General features: G+C 40.6%; 18 protein-coding genes. 10 read left to right on the top strand and 8 right to left on the bottom strand.

The features are described from left to right. Window positions 1-7 precede the first annotated feature (7 nt). Both HUK49_RS02715 and HUK49_RS02710 read left to right on the top strand, forming a co-directional pair. Complete coding sequence (locus HUK49_RS02715) at window positions 8-550, top strand: saccharopine dehydrogenase related protein (protein ID WP_191912558.1); 543 nt, start codon at window positions 8-10, stop codon at window positions 548-550. After that, window positions 547-1,065: a DUF1836 domain-containing protein gene (locus tag HUK49_RS02710; protein WP_191912557.1), complete on the top strand. Its 519-nt coding sequence runs from the start codon at window positions 547-549 to the stop codon at window positions 1,063-1,065. Before HUK49_RS02715 ends, HUK49_RS02710 begins: the two co-directional genes overlap by 4 nt. Before the next feature lie 58 nt (window positions 1,066-1,123). Here the strand turns inward: HUK49_RS02710 and HUK49_RS02705 are convergent, their stop codons facing one another. From HUK49_RS02705 to ybaK, 4 genes are all read right to left on the bottom strand, one after another. Then, window positions 1,124-2,227 (bottom strand): AI-2E family transporter, encoded by a 1,104-nt coding sequence (locus HUK49_RS02705; protein WP_191912556.1) that lies wholly within the window; start codon window positions 2,225-2,227, stop codon window positions 1,124-1,126. Window position 2,228: 1 nt separating this feature from the next. Continuing rightward, on the bottom strand, window positions 2,229-3,065 hold the full coding sequence (locus tag HUK49_RS02700; RefSeq protein WP_191912567.1) for a TIM barrel protein: 837 nt from the start codon (window positions 3,063-3,065) through the stop codon (window positions 2,229-2,231). Window positions 3,066-3,424: 359 nt separating this feature from the next. Beyond that, the gene (locus tag HUK49_RS02695) at window positions 3,425-4,858 is read right to left on the bottom strand and encodes a C69 family dipeptidase (protein WP_191912555.1); all 1,434 of its coding nucleotides are present in this window, start codon (window positions 4,856-4,858) and stop codon (window positions 3,425-3,427) included. A 132-nt stretch (window positions 4,859-4,990) separates the two neighbouring features. Further along, window positions 4,991-5,497 (bottom strand): Cys-tRNA(Pro) deacylase, encoded by a 507-nt coding sequence (gene ybaK, locus HUK49_RS02690; protein ID WP_102169544.1) that lies wholly within the window; start codon window positions 5,495-5,497, stop codon window positions 4,991-4,993. Window positions 5,498-5,621: 124 nt separating this feature from the next. On the opposite strand from ybaK, the gene HUK49_RS02685 reads away from it, so the two are divergent. After that, the gene (locus tag HUK49_RS02685) at window positions 5,622-6,353 is read left to right on the top strand and encodes a GntR family transcriptional regulator (RefSeq protein WP_191912554.1); all 732 of its coding nucleotides are present in this window, start codon (window positions 5,622-5,624) and stop codon (window positions 6,351-6,353) included. Between the two features lie 125 nt (window positions 6,354-6,478). On the opposite strand, the gene HUK49_RS02680 is transcribed toward HUK49_RS02685, so the two are convergent. Next, a complete protein-coding gene (locus tag HUK49_RS02680; protein ID WP_178696398.1) occupies window positions 6,479-7,588 on the bottom strand; it encodes an acyltransferase family protein in 1,110 nt (369 codons plus the stop codon). Between the two features lie 244 nt (window positions 7,589-7,832). Here HUK49_RS02680 and HUK49_RS02675 point away from each other — a divergent pair, with 244 nt between their 5' ends. The 3 genes from HUK49_RS02675 to HUK49_RS02665 all read left to right on the top strand — a co-directional run bounded on the left by HUK49_RS02675 (window position 7,833) and on the right by HUK49_RS02665 (window position 12,828). Then, complete coding sequence (locus HUK49_RS02675; protein ID WP_102169542.1) at window positions 7,833-10,244, top strand: phosphoketolase family protein; 2,412 nt, start codon at window positions 7,833-7,835, stop codon at window positions 10,242-10,244. Between the two features lie 169 nt (window positions 10,245-10,413). Next, complete coding sequence (locus tag HUK49_RS02670) at window positions 10,414-11,772, top strand: APC family permease (protein ID WP_191912553.1); 1,359 nt, start codon at window positions 10,414-10,416, stop codon at window positions 11,770-11,772. Window positions 11,773-11,925: 153 nt separating this feature from the next. After that, window positions 11,926-12,828, top strand: a complete 903-nt coding sequence (locus tag HUK49_RS02665) for an ROK family protein (protein ID WP_191912566.1) — start codon at window positions 11,926-11,928, stop codon at window positions 12,826-12,828. Between the two features lie 51 nt (window positions 12,829-12,879). Here HUK49_RS02665 and HUK49_RS02660 read toward each other — a convergent pair whose 3' ends face one another. Further along, on the bottom strand, window positions 12,880-13,344 hold the full coding sequence (locus HUK49_RS02660; RefSeq protein WP_191912552.1) for an Rrf2 family transcriptional regulator: 465 nt from the start codon (window positions 13,342-13,344) through the stop codon (window positions 12,880-12,882). A 164-nt stretch (window positions 13,345-13,508) separates the two neighbouring features. Between HUK49_RS02660 and HUK49_RS02655 the strand changes: the two genes are divergently transcribed. Genes HUK49_RS02655 through HUK49_RS02640 form a run of 4 tightly spaced genes read left to right on the top strand, consistent with a single transcriptional unit; the run spans window position 13,509 to window position 16,475 of the window. After that, window positions 13,509-14,414, top strand: coding sequence for a glycine betaine ABC transporter substrate-binding protein (locus HUK49_RS02655; RefSeq protein ID WP_102168405.1), 906 nt, complete (start codon window positions 13,509-13,511; stop codon window positions 14,412-14,414). 22 nt (window positions 14,415-14,436) lie between these two features. Continuing rightward, window positions 14,437-15,102 (top strand): ABC transporter permease, encoded by a 666-nt coding sequence (locus HUK49_RS02650; RefSeq protein WP_191912551.1) that lies wholly within the window; start codon window positions 14,437-14,439, stop codon window positions 15,100-15,102. Next, entirely contained in the window at window positions 15,077-15,847 is a 771-nt protein-coding gene (locus HUK49_RS02645) for an ABC transporter ATP-binding protein (RefSeq protein ID WP_102168403.1), read from the top strand. The genes HUK49_RS02650 and HUK49_RS02645 overlap by 26 nt, the downstream gene beginning before the upstream one ends. Next, on the top strand, window positions 15,840-16,475 hold the full coding sequence (locus HUK49_RS02640; RefSeq protein ID WP_102168402.1) for an ABC transporter permease: 636 nt from the start codon (window positions 15,840-15,842) through the stop codon (window positions 16,473-16,475). The genes HUK49_RS02645 and HUK49_RS02640 overlap by 8 nt, the downstream gene beginning before the upstream one ends. A gap of 41 nt (window positions 16,476-16,516) precedes the next feature. On the opposite strand, the gene HUK49_RS02635 is transcribed toward HUK49_RS02640, so the two are convergent. Together HUK49_RS02635 and HUK49_RS02630 are read right to left on the bottom strand one after the other, a co-directional pair. Beyond that, window positions 16,517-18,445, bottom strand: a complete 1,929-nt coding sequence (locus tag HUK49_RS02635; protein ID WP_191912550.1) for a GTP-binding protein — start codon at window positions 18,443-18,445, stop codon at window positions 16,517-16,519. Window positions 18,446-18,454: 9 nt separating this feature from the next. Next, window positions 18,455-18,919 carry a universal stress protein gene (locus tag HUK49_RS02630; RefSeq protein ID WP_191912549.1) on the bottom strand — a complete coding sequence of 155 codons (465 nt, stop codon included), beginning with the start codon at window positions 18,917-18,919 and terminating at the stop codon, window positions 18,455-18,457. Window positions 18,920-18,966 lie beyond the last annotated feature (47 nt).

Here is an 18,966-nt window from a genome sequence, read left to right as displayed (position 1 = left end):
AATGCATGTGGGTAGAGTAGTACTGGTTGATAACCGGGAGGATGAATTGGCACTTAAAATTATGAAGAAGGTGCCGGATGCCATTGTATCAACAAACTTCAAGGTTCAATTTCAATCAGGAGATATTCTATGCTGGTTACCAAAACCAAGCGAGTACGTGGATGACGAAGTTCAAGAATTAGCCGATTTAATAGATCAGAGCACGTTTTTACCAATAAAAATTATCATGTTAAGCATTCCCGGAACAGCAGACGATGCTTCACTGGAGCAAGTAGAGAAGTGGTATGGTAAGGATGCACGTTCAATGATAATGGCGCATCAATATGCTATTAAGATGATTGATGAGTTTGAGATCCCGTATACGATTTTCCGTATTCCTCCATTGACGTTGATGAATACAAGTGTTTCAGTTGTTGGTGAAGGTCAACCGATGACTGGCGATAAACTAGGAATAAACCAACTAGTCTCGATTTTCCAAACGGTTCTTGAAACCAACCGCTACCTTAATCAGTCAATTGGGATTGTTAATAGCGAGGGAGGTCAACAATGACAAACTTAACAGAATTTAAACGCTGGGAGAATGGGATCTCCCGGATGCATTTTCCAAAATGGGAAGAATTACCAAGCTTGGGATTATATGTTGATCAAGTGGCAGCAGTAATTAATGAGTATTTAACGAGTTTGGGGATGGAACCCCTTACTAAGTCAATGATTAACAACTATGTAAAAAAGAAAACAATTCAGGCACCAATTAAGAAAAAGTATGCAGTTAATCAAATCGTTGACTTATTGCTGATTGGTTTTTTCAAAAACACTTTTACGATTAATGATATTCGACAAGGAATTCTTCAAGTCACCACCAAGGATTATCCTAAGCAAGCTTATAACCGGTTTGTGGAAGTCCTTAATGCGCGGTTAAGAAATGAGCCGATCCCAGCTAACCCTAATTTCAACTCGTCAAATGAACAATTAATGGTTCTAGGAATTGACGCTGTTCTGGCTGGGTTGAAGGCTCGATACCTGCTAGAAATAATAGCGGATAATAACAAAACAGAAAAAGAATAAAAATATGGGAGAGTTAATCCAGAGTCATGTGTGACTCCAGAGGAACTCTCCCATTAAATTATTCAGTTGCTAAGCGTTTATGGGTATCTGTCTTAATAATTTTATAAATAGCAGCGAATAACGGTACGGTAAACATCATTCCTAAAATACCGTAAATTCCACCACCAATAATAACTGCGGCAAAGACCCAAACGCTAGGCAGGCCAATTGATTTTCCGACAACTAGCGGGTAGGTAATTCGGTTATCAAGCTGTTGGAGGATGATAATAAAGATTAAAAATATTCCTGCTTGAATTGGAGAAACTGCGAAGATAATAATTACACCAATTCCGGCACCAAGAATTGCGCCAATAATGGGGATTAGGGCGCCAATCGCCGTTACCACGCCAATCATTGACGCGTATGGCATTCGGAGAACACTCATCCCAATAAAACAGAAAATTCCCAAAATAGCGGCATCTTTACATTGACCAACAATGTAACTGCTGTAGCTATCATTAAAAACCTTGGTAACGTAGAAGATATGCTTGCCTAACCGAGGAAGGTAGGCATTAATAAGCCGTTTTATTTGGCGGCTTAGAGTTTCCTTATAAATTAGAAGGTAAATGGAGAAAAAGAGAGCAACCACTGCAGTCGCAACAGTTGAAAATACCGATGATGCAGTTGAAATGATTGCCTTAAAAGTCCCGCCAAAACCAGTAGTAAGGTATTTGCCAACCTGATTCCATTTAATCTTTTCTAAATCAAAACTATTCCATAAGGTATTTAGATCCTTATTGTGTTCAATAAACCTTACGAAACGGTTAACAACTTGTCCATGATTAGCTACTAGTAATTTAATACAGGAAATAAGTTCCGGAATTACTAACGATGAGACGATCACTAGGATCAGAATAATTGTTAGGTAGGAAAGGACAATCCCGAATAATCGTCGGTATTTTTGAGCCCGCTTTGTTTTAAACGTTCTGGAATAAAGATGCTCGTACTGATTGAGAAGAAGGTTAACAATATATGCGATAATTCCGCCAATTAAGAGCGGCATCGCGGCACGAGTAACTGACCCAATTAATTTAGCCACTGTGGGCCAGTACCTTACTGCCAGGTACAGGCAAAAAAGAGCAATTATTAATGATAGGTGGTTTTTTTGAATTTTAACTTTCACACTATTCTCCTTGCATTAGTTTTTTAGCGATGGTGGTAAGATAACGGTGACTTTCAACCTGTTCATGACAATTCCATTGATCGCGAAGGTTAATTTCGTAGATGCTGCTAGCATCTGGGTTCAGTAGCTTTAGTACAGGAGCCCAATCAATCTTTCCCTTACCTAGCTGCAGACTATCATGTGTTTGTCCCATTGAATCTACAAGGTGGTAGTGGACAACGTGATCACGCAGATGCTTAAGCGATGCCTGCAGTGCGTGATTATCACCATGCATCTCAATGAAACAGTGTGAAGTATCGAATGCTAGTCGGTAGCCATGACTTAGTATCTCGTCTTCTTGTTCGGGATGGCCGTACGCAAATACTGGTGCGATTGAATTTTCGAACATAATATGACGACCGCCAGCCTTCGCAAAGCGATCTAACCGCTTATAAACTGCTTGACGAGCTTCTTCTGTGCTTGAATAAAGGTTAACCATTTCCTGAACTTCTTTACCAGCATAGCCACCGTGGACTAGCACTTGGATATCTCGCTTTTTGGCTAGATCAATTAATTGTTCAGTTGATGTTTCAATGAAACGATAAAGCTCGGGAAAGTTTTTTTCGGGTGCAACAACCTCTGAGTGCCACTCGTGGTAGACCATTGGGTGGTGAATAACAATCCTTTGAATTCCCTTTGACTGAACATATTGAACTGCTTCATCAAGCTGTTGATACCCTTCAGGTGTAAAGTCAGCAGCACTTGTATAAAATTCATATACGTCAGGGTGATATTGAAGGCGATCGTCAATCTGCCGCTGATCACTACTTCCCTTTAACCCTAGCATTGGCATAACCATCATTGTCAGTCCTTCCAATAAAATAGTTACCTTCATTTTAGCAGATTATATAGTTAGCGACTGATGAAGAAAGTAGAACCGTTTCACATGGAACAAAATAAGCTGAAGCTGGGAATTAACCCATTTAAGAGCCTGGTGGACTAACCTAGAACGACGAATGATGATAAATTCATCAGAGTCGTTCGTAGCCAAATAGGCTTGCTCCGCTGCGTTAGACTCGAAGGCTCGGGTTACGAAACGAAATGAGCCTATTTGGATTCCCACAATTAGACTCAGTAGTTTCGGAAATTACTGGTAATAGTAAGAAGCCGAGAAAAAACGTCTTGTTTTTTCTCGGCTTCATCTTATTTTTGAATATGCTACAGATTCTTATCCATAATAAATGTTAATTTAGAAAGCTCAAGACCATGCATAATTAAGTTACTCATTAACTCTTTAGTCCGTTTTGCCATTTCCGCAACCATCTTGTGGGTTTCTTCACTGAGGTAGGCACAAGCATCGTTATCACTCATCCCTTCAACCTTTGGCGCAACCTGATTGACCCACCGGTAAAGATATTCACGTGAGTCCTTTAAGTAGTTAAGGTCATCCTGAGTAAATTCAGCGTGATGAGCTTCAACAATCATTGAAAGTGCTCGATACATCCAGTAAGCACTCTTTAGATCCATATTAAGCTTCTTTGGTGTTTCACGGTAGCTGACATCAATATCATCTGCGTTACCAAAGAATGGAATATAAGGGGTGAAGGTTGGAATACCAAAACTCATCCACATAATGGTAGAGGAAGCTTCTGGTAGATCATTCCGTACTTGAAGGACGTGGGAGTTTTGTGTCCGGTTAAGAGAAATTGGCCGGAACAAGTGCTTTTGTTCTTCGGTACCGTGACCTAGTGGATCATATGGAGTGCCTTGATAGTGGCTGCTCAAAATCTTTTGCACATCTGCCAAAGTAATCCGGTGGTTGGTTCGCATAATGAATGGAAGATCAAAATCAAGTGGATCCTGTTCGACACTTGGATTGAGGACCTTATGACCGTACCATTGCCGTGGTGTATTGTAGTGCTGATCGAATACGTCGGCCGTTCCAAAGATGTGCCGGAAATCCCAACCGTATTTATCGGGGTTAAGATGATTCTTTTCAACAAATTCTTGAATATCTTCTGACCACATAAAGTTATCATGATCGTTGAAGTCCACTTGTTGAATGGCAACCCGATTGCCAGTTACTGCATAAGCATCATCTGGGATTCGTTCAGCAACCCAGTGATGACCGGTAACGATTTCCATGTACCAAACATCATTTTTATCACTAAAAATAACCCCGTTTCCTTCTGCGGAACCATACTTTGCAATCAATTGACCGAGGTACTTAACACCATCTTTAGCACTGTCAATAAATGGAAGCGTTGCGGCAACGATTAGGTCTTCATTAATGCCAGATTCAGTATTTAGCGGATCACATGCCAAAACTCGTTCGTTAGCATAAACACTTTCAGTGGCGCTCATTCCAACATTTTTTTCGTTAAAGCCGCTTTCATCAAAAACTCCCTCAGTCTTGTAATTAACGTTTGGAGTTCCTTGGTACCGATATCCGTCAGCTGGCCGATCAACAACACACTTATTTAAGTATGCTTTTACTTGATTAGGGTGATTATGGTAAGCAGGATAAGTGACGAACCGTTGGGGTGTTAATGGACCAAACGTATCGTCATTTCTGGCTGCCATTGTTGAGCCGTCAATTGTAGCGTCCTTACCAACCAGGACGGTGGTACAAGCAGATAAATTTTTCTTCATCTATTTCAAGACCTTTCTAGATAAAACATAAAAAATTGGTCATTATCATTTTAAGCTTCTTGATACCGGTTATCAATTTGAGTGCATAAGTTAGCTTAACGAGAACCGATTATATTGATTAAGTTAACAATGTTAAGAATGTTGTTCAAGATCAGCAAATTCAGCGTGAACCAGTTTAGCTAAGTCCTCTGAATTTAATTTAACCGAACGACCAAGCTTGCCAGATGAAACGTAAATCTCGCCTTGTTCTTTTGCCTCATTATCAATGAAAATTGGGTACTGGAACTTTTCGTAAATACCAATTGGGGTATTGGCACCGTGGACATATCCCGTAGTCTTCAAGAGGTTTTTTAACGGCACCATATTTACCTTTTTATTTCCAGAAACCTTAGCAAGTTTCTTTTCATCAAGGTGCTGATCTACCGGAACCACGCCAACAAGGGGACCAGTAACGTTACCGGAAAGCACCAGTGTCTTATAAATGTGGTGTTCATCAACACCGGAATGATCAACACTCATTGTTCGGACGTCACCATCTTGGTGGGTAGGAAATTCTGCTTGTTCATATGGAATGTTATTTTTATCCAGGATTTGTTCAACCTGGGTTTTCTTCATTTTACTTTTTTTCTTTTTACTCATAAATCTTAAGCTCCTTTTTTCTGGGACGAACCAATTTTTATTGAAATAGATCCCAATTTTAAATAGGTCTGCTATACTAGAAATAGAATTAATCGTCTATCAAATAATCCGAGGAGTAAATGACATGGCAGATTTAGTATACCGCTCAGTAATGAGTGATATAAAACAAAAAATCTTAGCAAATCAATATCCAGGAATGAAATTGCCTGATGAGCGGAGTCTTAGTGCAAGCTATAAGGTGAGCCGTAGTTCGATCAAACGCGCACTTGGTGTTTTAGCTCAGCAGGGGATTATTTTCAAAAAACGGGGATCTGGAACGTTTATTAATCCCTTATACCTAAAGAACCGGTCACTATTCCGCTATGAAGGAAGTAACTTGGGGGTTACCGACAGTTTTAAGTTTGGTGACAAGAAGCAGAGTATCAAATTAATGGACTATCAGGTCATTCCCGCAAGTAAAGATCTTCAGCAGGACCTTTTCCTTGAAGATAATGATTTTGTCTACAAGGTTAAACGACTTCGCTTAATTGATGATCAACCTTTTATTATCGAAACCGGTTATATTCCAATTAAGATCATTCCAACCCTTTCACCAGACATTGTTAAGAGTTCGATTTTTAATTATCTGGAAACTGCCAAGGGAAAGCGAGTTACAAAATCCTTTATGTCGATTAGTGTTGCCCCATCAAAGGCAGATGACCAGCGACTGCTTAAATTAAAGCCAACTGAACCGGTTGCCATTATGGAAGGGGTTTTCTTCCTTGATGATGGGACGCCATTCGAGGTTTCTAATATGCGTGTTCATTACCGTTACATGAAGTACGATACCTTTGTAGGTTTGGATCAAGAAAATTAAAATGTAAAGAACGGCAACTCTGATGCTAGCGTATCTATAGCATCAGAGTTGCCGTTCTTTACATTTTAATCGTCGGTAATAACTTTTAAGATATTACCAGCTAAATTCTAAAAAGACAACATAAATTAGCCATTAATTAGGTGGCGAAAGTGAAAGTTGTACTTAATAGTTGACCATAACCAATGGAAACCATAGGCGGAAATAAATGCTAACAAAACGGTCATTAGAATTAGAAGTGGAAATTTGATCATTAACGGAATTGTCCAGTGAGCTAATAGTTTCCAGTTCCAGTAAAGCCAGAATACGTGGGAAAGGTAAGCGCGGTGAGCATAGAGCGCCACCCAATGAACTAAGGGTAACCATTGGCTGTGAAACTTTTGCATATACAGCGCAATTGTTGCGATTAAACTAATTGAAGCTAAATTATAGAAAATCATTGATGGTAAATAATAAGGAGCATTATCTAGCCTGACTGGTGTACCATAATTAAAAAAATTGAAGGTAACGTAGTAAAGAAGAAGACACCAAATGGTAACCAGCAGTCCCCAATGATTCATTACGAATAAACAAAGGGACTCATGGAAAACCCATAAGAGGGTACCGCTAACGGCAAAAATAATAAAACTCGGAAATATTCGATCAAATAAGTACCATTGCTGAGCTTGCGGACCATGGAAAATTTCTAATTTATAAATCCAATGCCAGGTTAGTTCAAATGCTAGGGTTAGACTAAAAATGAGAATTCCCCGGTGCGGTTGCCCCGTACACCAACGAGCTAGGCTCCAAAAAATTGGCATTAAAATAATAAATTGAAGCATCATGACGTTGTACCAAAGGTGTGGGGCAGCATTCCCACTGATAAACTGCCAAACAAAACTGATTAGGTCATGATAGTGACCATGTTGTTGTAGTTGTGGTAAGAAAACTAGGTAGACCGTTGTCCAAAGAATTGAGGGGATGAACAAAATGTGCCAACGGTTAATCATAAACCGAGGATAATCGCATAGCCGAGCCTGGGGATGGGTCCGGGTCGATGAGAAGAGAATACCAAAGATAAAAGCAGATGCAGAAAATTTAACTACTTCATATATTCCGCCAAGTAAGAATTGCTGCCCTGTGGGTAAGGCGGTTTGCATCAAGAAACTAATGATCGATTGGATCATTACGGTAGTTACAGCGAAAAGCTTTACAAAGTCTCCAATATCCGCCTGACTGTTTGCGCCTAATTGTTGCAAAATTACTCCTCCATATTGTTATTTAAACTTACATTAATAAGTGTAAAGCGAGATTCTTTTTTCGTCACTAGTTTGGTAGGCTAATTATTCGTAAAAGCAAATTATATAAATTGGATCGGATCAATTTGTTAAAAGGTTGACTTTTATTTTAAATCCGTTATTATTAGTAATGTAAATTTGAATGATTTACGTATTGTTTAACGGCAAGAACGTATTTATTTATTCAGAAGGAGTGTTTATTAGAATGGCAGTAGATTACGATTCCAAGAAGTACTTGGAAAGTGTTGATGCTTACTGGCGTGCAGCCAACTACCTTTCAGTTGGTACATTATTCTTAATGGGTGACCCATTATTACGTCAACCATTAAAGGCGGAAGACGTTAAGCCTAAGCCAATTGGTCACTGGGGTACTATTGTTCCTCAAAACTTCATTTACGCACACTTAAACCGTGTAATTAAGAAGTACGACCTTGACATGTTCTACATCGAAGGTTCAGGTCACGGTGGCCAAGTTATGGTTAACAACTCATACTTGGATGGTTCATACACTGAAATTTATCCAGAATATACTCAAGATACTAAGGGAATGGCAAAGTTATTTAAGCACTTCTCATTCCCAGGCGGTACTGCATCACACGCCGCACCTGAAACTCCAGGTTCAATCCACGAAGGTGGGGAACTTGGTTACTCACTTTCACACGGTGTTGGTGCAATCTTGGATAACCCAGACGTTATCGCCGCTGTTGAAATTGGTGATGGTGAAGCTGAAACTGGTCCATTGATGGCATCATGGTTCTCAGACAAGTTCATCAACCCAATCAAGGATGGTGCGGTATTACCAATCATCCAAGTTAACGGTTTCAAGATTTCTAACCCAACTATCCTTTCACGGATGAGCGACGAAGAACTTACTAAGTACTTCGAAGGTATGGGCTGGAAGCCTTACTTTGTTTCAGCTTACAAGGAAGCTGATCGTGAAGGTGAATTTGATGGTTACAAGGACCACATGGAAGTTCACGAACAAATGGCTAAGACTATGGATACTGCTATTGAAGAAATCAAGGCTATCCAAAAGAATGCTCGTGAAAACAACGATGACTCATTACCACAATGGCCAATGATCATCTTCCGTGCTCCTAAGGGTTGGACTGGTCCTACTAAGGATCTCAACGGTAACCCAATCGAAAATTCATTCCGTGCTCACCAAATTCCAATTCCGGTATCACAAGATGACATGGAACACAAGGACATGCTTGTTGACTGGATGAAGTCATACAAGCCAGAAGAATTGTTTGACGAAAACGGTCACCCAGTTGCTCTTGTTGAAGAGAACACACCAGAAGGTAACCGTCGGATGGCTATGAACCCTATCACTAACGGTGGTATCGATCCTAAGCCACTTGTATTGCCAAACTACCGGGACTTCGCTGTTGATGTTCAAACACCAGGTTCTGTTGTAAAGCAAGACATGCTTGAATGGGGTAAGTACCTCAGCAAGATGGCTGAATTGAACCCTAACAACTTCCGTGGATTTGGTCCTGATGAATCTAAGTCAAACCGTCTTTACGCATTCCTTGACAATGACAAGCGTCAATGGATGGAAGGTATTCATGAACCAAACGATGAAAACCTTGCACCTGCAGGTCGGATGATCGATTCACAACTTTCCGAACACCAAGCTGAAGGATTCCTTGAAGGTTACACCTTAACTGGTCGTCACGGATTCTTCGCAACTTACGAAGCATTCGGTCGTGTTGTTGACTCAATGCTTACTCAACACATGAAGTGGTTACGTAAGGCTAAGGATCTTTACTGGCGTCACCAATACCCAGCATTGAACTTTGTTGATACTTCAACTGTATTCCAACAAGACCACAACGGTTACACTCACCAAGATCCAGGTCTGTTAACTCACATGTTCGAAAAGGAACGTCCAGATCTTGTTAAGGAATACTTACCAGCAGATACTAACTCTCTGATGGCTGTTTCTAACAAGGCCTTCAACGACCAAGAATGCATTAACATCTTCGTAACTTCCAAGCACCCACGTGCACAATGGTTCTCCATTGATGAAGCTACTGAATTAGTTGATAACGGTCTTGGCTACGTTAACTGGGCATCTACTGACCAAGGTAGCGAACCAGATGTTGTCTTTGCATCAGCAGGTACTGAACCAACTGAAGAAGCTCTTGCTGCTATTGACATTCTTCATGACAACTTCCCTGAATTGAAGATTCGTTACATCAACATCATTGAAATCATGAAGTTGATGAAGCAAGACAAGAACCCAGAAGGTTTGTCTGACGCAGAATTCAACCGTTACTTCACTACTGACAAGCCAGTTATCTTTGCATGGCACGGATTCCGTGACATGATCCAAGCATTGTTCTTCGATCGTGCAAACCGGAACGTTCACATTCACTCATACGAAGAAAATGGTGACATCACCACTCCATTCGACATGCGTGTATTGAACGAACTTGATCGTTTCCACTTAGCTAAGGATGCAATCCAAAGCGTTCCTGGTTACGAACAAAAGAGTGCTGCATTTGTTGCCAAGATGGACAACATGATCAACAAGCACAACCACTACATCCGTTCAGAAGGTAAGGACTTACCAGAAGTTACTAACTGGACTTGGAAGGGTCTTAAGTAATCACCGTTGATTACTAATTAAACACTTAATAAATTGAAAATAGCTGAAGAAAAGATTGTTTTTCTTCGGCTATTTTTTTGCTCTTAAGTTGAACGAAAAGATTTGTAAAGTAATTTTTAGCAGGGTACAATTTAAGTGTAGATATTATTTTTGTTATAAAAGATTGAGGGTGAAGATTATCAGTGGAAAAACAACGAGTCCCAAAAAGTTATCTTTTATTTCAATTTACTTTTTAGGCATTAATGGTGTTATTGGCTCTGGAGCCTTTCTGTTGCCACAGGTGATTTATAAGGACATGAATTTAGCAAGTGTGCTTGTTCTCCTCTGTGCAGCTATTACCGTTAGTATGGTTGCCCTATGTTACGCGGATCTCTCTAGTAGGTTTACAGGATCAGGAGCGGCCTGGCTATATTCATACAATGCGTTTGGCCGTTTTTGGGGTTATGAGTTAGGAATCTTTACGTGGTTTTTAGGATGCTGCACTTTATCAGCAGAAGTTGTTGCGCTGTTGACAACGCTGAAGAGTTTCTTACCAATCTTTAGCAATCATTGGGTTTATTATTCATCTGTATTTGGTCTAATTCTGTTCTTTTCGCTTATTAATTTTTATGGAAGAACAATTGTAAAATTTGTTGATAACTTATCATCTGCTGCAAAGATGATTACGATGATCGTATTCATTGTTATTGGTGCCTTTTGCATTCATTTTGCAAACTTTTCGCCAGTTATTCCGCATGCGGCGATGACTGGTGCAATGCCGTTAGCCAAACATTTTGGTGCGGCCTTTAGTGTTGTTTTCTATATGTTTACTGGCTTTTCTTTTATTCCGATTGCTGCTAAACAAATGAATAATCCTGAGAAGAATATTCCACGGGTGCTAGTTTCAGTAATGATTAGTGTAACTATTTTATATTCGTTAATGATGCTAGTTGCGATTGGGATTTTAGGAACGAAAATGGTAAATTATAGCACACCAATTGCGAATGCTTTTAATGTAGGTGTCGGTCGCTGGGGATATATTTTAGTTATTGCTGGGATGCTGATTAGTATTTTTGGGGTTGCTTTTACAGCTTCATTTAATACGCCATCCTTAATTGCCTCTTTGGCGAGTGAACATGCGATGTTACCAAAGTGGATTGGGAAGAAGAATTCTCATGATGCCCCGTGGGTAGCGATTATTTTAACCGCAGTAATTTCTCTTCTTCTAGTAACGCAATCTTACCTGTTCTTGGTATCTTGTATTGTGCTTGCTTCATTTGTTCAATATGTTCCGTCAATTTTGGCGGTAATTAAGTTTAAGCATACTGATGAATTTCCAAACCATGGCTTTAAATTACCAGGTAAGTATGTAATTCCCGCGCTTGCCTTAATAATTTCCTGCTACATGGTGACTAACTTTACAATTAAAACGATCACTGTGGGAGTGGTTGTTGCCGTGCTTGCTGCTGTATCGTACTTCTTTATTGAACGCGATGAGAAACATGAAGCTCAGCATCAGGCTAAGTTAGAGATGCTAAAACGGCATTAAGTAGTTCGAGTATTAATTAAACCCTCTGGAGTTAGTTATTTAGCCGACTCTGGAGGGTTAAATGATTATTTTAGTTCAAACAGCTGATTTTCTTCTCTGCGGAAAATAGTTGTGTATAATATTAATGATAACTGAAGTGAGGTGTTAGTGAGTATGCAACGGCAGTACCTAAGTATTGATATTGGTGGAACAACGATCAAAAGTGCCCGAATTGATCATTCTGGAAATATTATGACTAAAGGAAGACAGCTAACACCACGCTCCAGAGATGGTTTTTTGCAGGCTCTGCAAACAATTATCCAAGAAAACCCAGTAATTGCTGCCGTCTGCGTGAGCGTTCCTGGAATTGTTGATCCACAAACGGGAAATGTTCAATTTACAGGGGTATTGAGTTATATGGGAAACTTTGAGTTAGCTCAGTATCTTGAAAAGACGACTCAGTTGCCTGTCTACGTTGGTAATGACGCTAATTGTGCAACGTTAGCAGAGCAATGGCTAGGAAACCTGGTCGATGTTGATAATGGTGCGGTTATTACTCTGGGGACATCGGTTGGTGGCGGAATCGTAGTTAATGGAAAACTTCTTCATGGTCCGCATAGTCGTGCGGGAGAGTTAAGCGCGATCGTAACTAATCGTGATGATCCGTTAATTGAACAACGGACGGTGGGGGCTACTACTTCAGCGGTTAGAATGGTTGAAATGATAGCCCAAGCATGCAATCTTCCTGATCCAGCAGATGGTCAACAGGCATTTCAAAAAATTATTGCTCATGATCCGCTTGCTTGGGAAATCTTTGAAGAGTATTGTCAACGGGTTGCCTATTTAATCGTTGCTCTTCAGGCAGTCCTTGATCTCGAAGTAGTTCTCATTGGTGGTGGAATTAGTGTTCAGCCAATCTTAATTGAGGAAATTAAAAACCAGTTTATTAAAGTCCAACAAGCGGATCGGCGATTGATGGCTGATATTACAATGCCAGTTATCAAAGCGGCCAACTTTGGCAATGAGGCCAACCTTCTTGGAGCGCTTTACGGGTTGCTTTTAAAAATTGAAAAATAAAAAGAGAAAGTAGGGACTAGAAAAACAAAATGTTTTCTAGTCCCTGCTTTCTTATTTCAGGTTACTATTTATTAACTTTTGCGGGTCTTTCTCGCTCTGCTTGACAAGGATTGAGTTAAGGACATCTTGCAAAGAAATTGTTGCTAGTTTTGCTTTCGCTGCCATTTCTGCCTGATTATAAAAATCGTTAAGGGTTGCCTGGATGTTACCACCAACAATGCAATCGGGATTTGTTTTGGGATCAATTGCAAAGAGATGCTGTTCATCTTCGACTGCAAGGAAAACGTTATAGAGTGAAATATCTTTTGGCTCGCGCATTAGCTTAGGGTCAGCTGATCCATGGACGGTCTTGATCAATCCGGCACTCCGTAGTTTTCCCATTAATCGACGAACAACAACCGGAGAAGTTTCAATGCTTGCAGCGATATGCTCGCTACTTAATGGTAATTTACCCTTGTAGGTTTCAATAAAAGCGAGAATATGGATACTATCGCTAAAACGAGTTGAGATTCTCATGTTAATTACTCCTTTTCTGTATAACTAATTGTAACAGCTGATGTTACAATTATCCAGAAGAAAGTCATTTGTATTTCTTGACAACATATTATCAGTAATATAAGCTTAGAATTATAAGATTGATCGATGAAACTTTTTGAGTTACTAATCATGGAGGCAGAAGAATGACAACTCGTTTAAGGAAGTTGATTACTAGACTAGCTTTGCTTGGCATAATGATTTTGGTTGGTAGTAGTATTCCAATGACCATCAGTGCAAGCAGTAAGCCGATTATCGTTGGTTCTAAGAGCTTTTCGGAAAGTAAAACAGTTAGTGAAATTTACGCATTAGCATTAGAACATGCTGGATATAAGGTAGTGCGGAAACCAAATATCTCTAATTCTGTTGTTTTCCGTGCGGTGAAGACTGGGCAGATTGATGTTTATCCAGAATATACTGGAACAATTGTCGAGGCGTACCTAAAGAAAAGCGCTAATGGTAAGAGTGCTTCACAGATGGCATCGTTAGCACAGAATGGTGTAAAGAAAGATGGCCTAGTAACTTTTAATTATGCACCAGGAGATAATCGTCAGGGAATTGGAATGCGGACAAGTGTTGCTAAAAAATATAATATTAAGACGTTAAGCGATCTCCAAAAAAATGCTAGTCATATTCGGTTTGTTTCCCAAGGAGAGTTTGATAAACGGGCAGATGCGTTACCAGGGATGAATAAGAAATACGGGAAATACAACTTTAAGTCCCACAAGGATTACGATGACAGTTTAAAGTATAAAATTATGTCACAAAATAAGGGAGATGCAGCACCGGTTTCTACTACGGACGGTCAGCTTGCTACTAGTAAGTTTACCTTGTTGAAAGATGATAAAGGACTGTGGTCGCCATATAATCTTGTTCCACTAGTAAATAAGAAGGCAGCCAAGAGTCACCCAAAGATGGAAAAGGCTTTGAACCAGGTTGATGCTAAGTTGACTACCAAGCAGTTGACTAGTCTTAATAAAAAGGTTGATGTTGATGGTCAAAACTATAAGACAGTAGCGAAAAATTGGTATAACGAGCACGTATTGAATTAGTAGATGGGTCGTTTCAAAGAAATTGGGGAGTGACGTTTTGTTATCGCAAATTATTCATTATTTTCAAACGGACAGTGGTCAATACTGGCTATATGTTTGGCAGCATATTTATCTTAGTGGGATTACATTGGTGATTGCAATGGCAATTGCGTTGCCGTTGGGGTATATTGGTTCGCAAATTAGGGCAGTAGCCGCTTTTTGTACTGCTTTTTCTCAAGTGTTGCGAATTATTCCAAGTTTAGCGTTACTCTTTTTATTAATCCCGTTTATCGGAACGGGGATGACGCCAGCATTGATTGCGCTAGTCATTTTGGCATTACCACCGTTATTAATCAATACAATTCTTGGCTTTAACGAGGTTAGTCCGTTATATAAGGAAGTTGGCACTGCCTTAGGGATGAATCGTCAGCAGTTAAGGCGGCAAATAGAGATCCCGCTTGCCTTACCCTATATCTTGAACGGAATTAAGCTCGCCCTTGTTGAAATCATTGCGAGTGCAACCCTTGCTACTTATATTGGTGCCGGTGGTTTAGGAACATTAATTTTTACCGGATTAGGGTTATATGATATGACCTATGTTATTATCGGCGGAGTCAGTGTAGCGATTCTAGCATTGCTTTCGATGGTTGGATTTGATTTTTTGATTAGGAGGGCTCGGCGGTATGACGAAGCCAGTTATTCAATTTAAACATGTTCAAAAGCGGTTTGGCAAAAATGTGGTAATTCCAGACTTGAATTTTGAAATCAATCAGGGAGAGTTTGTGACAATCCTAGGTTCTTCCGGTTCCGGTAAAACAACGACCCTTAAAATGGTTAATGGCCTCTGGAAGCCAAATGCTGGAGAAATTCTGATTGATGGTCAAAAAATTAGTGATCTTGATCTAGTAAAATTACGTCGTCATATGGGTTACGTTGTTCAGCAGATCGGGCTTTTTCCTCACATGACGATTGCGGAAAATATTGCGGTAGTGCCGAAGATGCTGCATTGGGAGCAGCCAAAAATTGACCAGCGGGTGAAGAAATTACTTGCTTTAGTTCAACTTGATCCAGCAAAATATGCTGATCGATACCCTAGTCAACTTTCTGGTGGGCAACAGCAACGAGTTGGCGTTGCCCGGGCATTAGCTGTTAACCCGCCATACGTTCTTTTTGACGAACCTTTTGGGGCATTGGATGCTCTAACGCGAATTGAATTACAAAAAGAAGTTAAACAAATCCACGAATCACTAGCAAATAAGACGTTCATGTTTGTCACCCACGATATTAATGAAGCCTTTTTCCTGGGGCAAAGAGTGATGATAATGCACGAGGGACGAATTGAACAGTTTGCAACACCAGGAGAGATTATTTCTCATCCCGCAACTTCTTTCGTTAAAGAACTTTTGGGGACAGTTCAACAGAATCAAGAGCTCTGGAGGCAATATCATGATTGAGTATTGGAAAACTAATTGGCCAACGATGATCATTGATTTGCAACAGCACGCTGTTATGGTTCTGACTTCTTTAGGAATTGCTCTAGTAGTGGCGGGAGTAATTATTTTATTACTGATGTACAGAAGAAACTGGTTGAATGGTTTAACCTACTTTTTTTCGTTACTTTATTCAGTTCCCAGTTTTGCCTTTTTTGCCCTCTTATTGCCTATTTCTGGCTTGGGGATGCGCACGGCAATTATTGTCTTAACAATTTATTGTGAGTACGTTCTGTTAAGGACATTCATTACTGGTATTCAGGAGATCGACCCAGCGTTAATTGAAGTTGCTAAGGGAATGGGGATGACAAGGAGGCAAGTCTTCTTTAAAGTTCAACTTCCTCTTGCTACGCCTGCTATTTTTAGCGGACTTCAGGTTGCCTTAGCTTCAACAATGGGAATTGCCACAATTGCAGCTACGATTAATGCTGGTGGATTAGGACAGCTACTATTTGAAGGCCTCCAGTCACAGCAAGTAGTACCAATCCTATGGGGAACGTTGTTAACGGTTGTGCTAACGCTTTTGTGTGCCGGGAGCTTAAAGTTAATTGAATGGTTGCTAATTCATCATTGGCGAGCAGCAATTAATTAAAACGGGGTCTGAAAAAACAAAACGTTTTTTCAGACCTCATTTTAGTTATCTTTTACGTGTGCCATTGCTGGGACTTGATCCCATTTAACAGGATAGCCAGCACCGTGAGCACAGAAAACAGAATTTGGAGTGTTAGGCAAATCAGCGGTCGGGTTATAGTTTGCTTTTGTAATAACCTCATCAGCGTTATGACACTTTTGGTAGCCACTGACCGTTAATTCAAGCTGCCCTTGTCCATGAGTATACGCTCGGACTACTGATGCGTATTTGCGCATCTCGGTTACTGGAGCAGTTCCTGTAATAACGGTGGTGGACGAATTGGAATTATTTTCGTTAAGCTTGAATGTACCGCCCATCTGCTGAATGTCGTTAATCGCACGACCAACATGTTCCTGGCTAACAGTTAACCTGAATTGATACCAAGGCTCAAGGAGTTCGCAGTTCCCAGCTTGTTTAAGTTCCATTAATCCTTGACGAACGGCCCGAGAAGTTGCTTCACGGAAGTCCCCGCCAACAGAGTGAACAATACTTCCGCGACCGTTAACTAGGGTGATTTTGACATCCGTTAACGGCGCACCAGTTAGAACGCCCCAATGTTCCTTATCCCGTAAACTGGTCATTACCTGTTCCTGCCAATTATGGTTAAGAATATCAACACTACACTCGTTAGCGAAGGATAGGCCACTTCCTGAATTGCCGGGTTCAATTAAAAGGTGAACCTCAGCATAGTGCCGCAGTGGTTCAAAGTGCCCAATGCCGATTACCCTTGAAGTAATGATTTCCTGATAAAGAATGTTTCCTTCATCAAAGGTGACACTGATCCCGTATCGCTGGTCAAGAAGTTGCTGAATGGTTTCAAGCTGGACTTCTCCCATGATTTGAAGATGAATTTCCTGAAGGTGTTCTGACCATTGAACATTAAGGTGGGGTTCTTCGTCTTCTAGTTCTCGTAATGCCAATAAGCACTTATGGGGATCGGTGCCGTTTAAGTTAACTGCATAACTAAGAACTGGTTGAATTTCGTTGAGTGGTAAATCATCAGCAGTCCCTAATCCCTGACCCGGAAAGGTTGTGGTAGGACCAGTAACTGCACAGACGTCACCGGCTGAAATTTCTTGAACGACTGTAAACTTAGCACCATTATAGACACGCAATTGATTAGCCTTTTCATTTGGGATGAGTTCTTCCTTTGCCTTGAGACTGCCGCCAAGAACCCGAACCCAGGTAAGGCGTTCTCCCTTGTTATCATGAGAAATCTTAAAAACGCGTCCCTGAAATTCTGTCGATAGTGATGGCTCAACGGTCCATTTAGAAAGACCAGCAATAAAATCATCAATTCCCGTTAATTTCAAGGCTGCACCAGAATAAACTGGAAAAACCTTCCGCTGGTTAATTAATTGCTGGATTACGTCACCGCTAAGTTCACCGGATTCAAGATAAGCACTTAAAACCTCATCATCGGTCATTGCAATTGCCTCAATTGTATCGGCAGTTAATGGTTCAGAAAATGATAAACAGGCGGGAGAAAATTCTGTCTGTAATTCTTGAACTACTTTGACTGGTTCAGCACCAACGACGTCTGTCTTATTGATGAAAATAAAGGTTGGAACTTGGTATTTCTCTAGGAGTCGCCATAACGTTCGGGTAGATCCCTGGATTCCATCAGTTGCTGAAACGACTAGAATAGCGTAGTCAAGAACGGGGAGCACCTGTTCAGTTTGTCCAGCAAAATCAACGTGTCCCGGAGTATCAAGCAGGGTGAGGTGGAGGTTGTCATAAGTGACACTTGCTTGATGAGAAAAGATAGTGATTCCACGTTGCTTTTCAAGGGTGTTCGGATCAAGAAAAGAATCTCCATTATCAACCCGTCCTAGTTGTCGTTGCGTTCCTCCACGGTAAAGAAGCGCTTCTGAAAGGGTTGTTTTTCCTGCGTCAACGTGGGCGACAACTCCTGCGACAATTTTTTTCACAAGTTCCTCCTAATTATTATCTTCCGTCCGAACAACAAGAACATCACAGAGGGCGTTACGGTTAACGTAATTAGTAACTGAACCAAGAACAAACCGTTCAACGCTTGAGAGTCCCGTGGTACCAATAACAATTAAATCGCTATGGTGATCTTTGGGGAAGTCCTCAGCAATGACCCGTTTGGGATTACCGAAACGAATGTGGATACTAACGTCAAGAAGCCCCATTTTCCAAGCGCGCATTTTAAGATCTTCTAACCGTTCTTTAGTAGCTTCCACTAAACTATAGGTTTGCTCACTGCTGACCGTTGTGTCAGTAATATAGCCGTCAGTAATTTGGCCTACTTGTTCAATCGTGAGGAGATCCAGGTGGGCATGATTTTGAAGTGCAGATTTAACTGCCGCTGTTAACACGGGGATGGTTGCCTTTGAACCGTCGATTGCCGCAACGATGTTTTGATATTGCATATCCTTCATCGGACTTACTTCCTTTCGAACTCTTTACTTTAATTATAAATGTTTAT

It is taken from the genome of Limosilactobacillus portuensis (assembly GCF_014838735.1).
GTDB classification, from domain to species: Bacteria; Bacillota; Bacilli; order Lactobacillales; family Lactobacillaceae; genus Limosilactobacillus; species Limosilactobacillus portuensis.
The sequence above is the reverse complement of the archived record's forward strand: the minus strand, read 5'-3'. Positions and strand labels throughout refer to the sequence as shown.

What these genes read in the sequence shown, in the direction of transcription:
- HUK49_RS02660 (WP_191912552.1), bottom strand. Translation starts at nt 13,344, where the DNA reads ATGAGAATCTCAACTCGTTTTAGCGATAGTATCCATATTCTCGCTTTT.
- HUK49_RS02695 (WP_191912555.1), bottom strand. Translation starts at nt 4,858, where the DNA reads ATGAAGAAAAATTTATCTGCTTGTACCACCGTCCTGGTTGGTAAGGAC.
- HUK49_RS02675 (WP_102169542.1), top strand. Translation starts at nt 7,833, where the DNA reads ATGGCAGTAGATTACGATTCCAAGAAGTACTTGGAAAGTGTTGATGCT.
- HUK49_RS02640 (WP_102168402.1), top strand. Translation starts at nt 15,840, where the DNA reads ATGATTGAGTATTGGAAAACTAATTGGCCAACGATGATCATTGATTTG.
- HUK49_RS02710 (WP_191912557.1), top strand. Translation starts at nt 547, where the DNA reads ATGACAAACTTAACAGAATTTAAACGCTGGGAGAATGGGATCTCCCGG.
- HUK49_RS02685 (WP_191912554.1), top strand. Translation starts at nt 5,622, where the DNA reads ATGGCAGATTTAGTATACCGCTCAGTAATGAGTGATATAAAACAAAAA.
- HUK49_RS02665 (WP_191912566.1), top strand. Translation starts at nt 11,926, where the DNA reads ATGCAACGGCAGTACCTAAGTATTGATATTGGTGGAACAACGATCAAA.
- HUK49_RS02700 (WP_191912567.1), bottom strand. Translation starts at nt 3,065, where the DNA reads ATGGTTATGCCAATGCTAGGGTTAAAGGGAAGTAGTGATCAGCGGCAG.
- HUK49_RS02630 (WP_191912549.1), bottom strand. Translation starts at nt 18,919, where the DNA reads ATGAAGGATATGCAATATCAAAACATCGTTGCGGCAATCGACGGTTCA.
- HUK49_RS02645 (WP_102168403.1), top strand. Translation starts at nt 15,077, where the DNA reads ATGACGAAGCCAGTTATTCAATTTAAACATGTTCAAAAGCGGTTTGGC.
- ybaK (WP_102169544.1), bottom strand. Translation starts at nt 5,497, where the DNA reads ATGAGTAAAAAGAAAAAAAGTAAAATGAAGAAAACCCAGGTTGAACAA.
- HUK49_RS02655 (WP_102168405.1), top strand. Translation starts at nt 13,509, where the DNA reads ATGACAACTCGTTTAAGGAAGTTGATTACTAGACTAGCTTTGCTTGGC.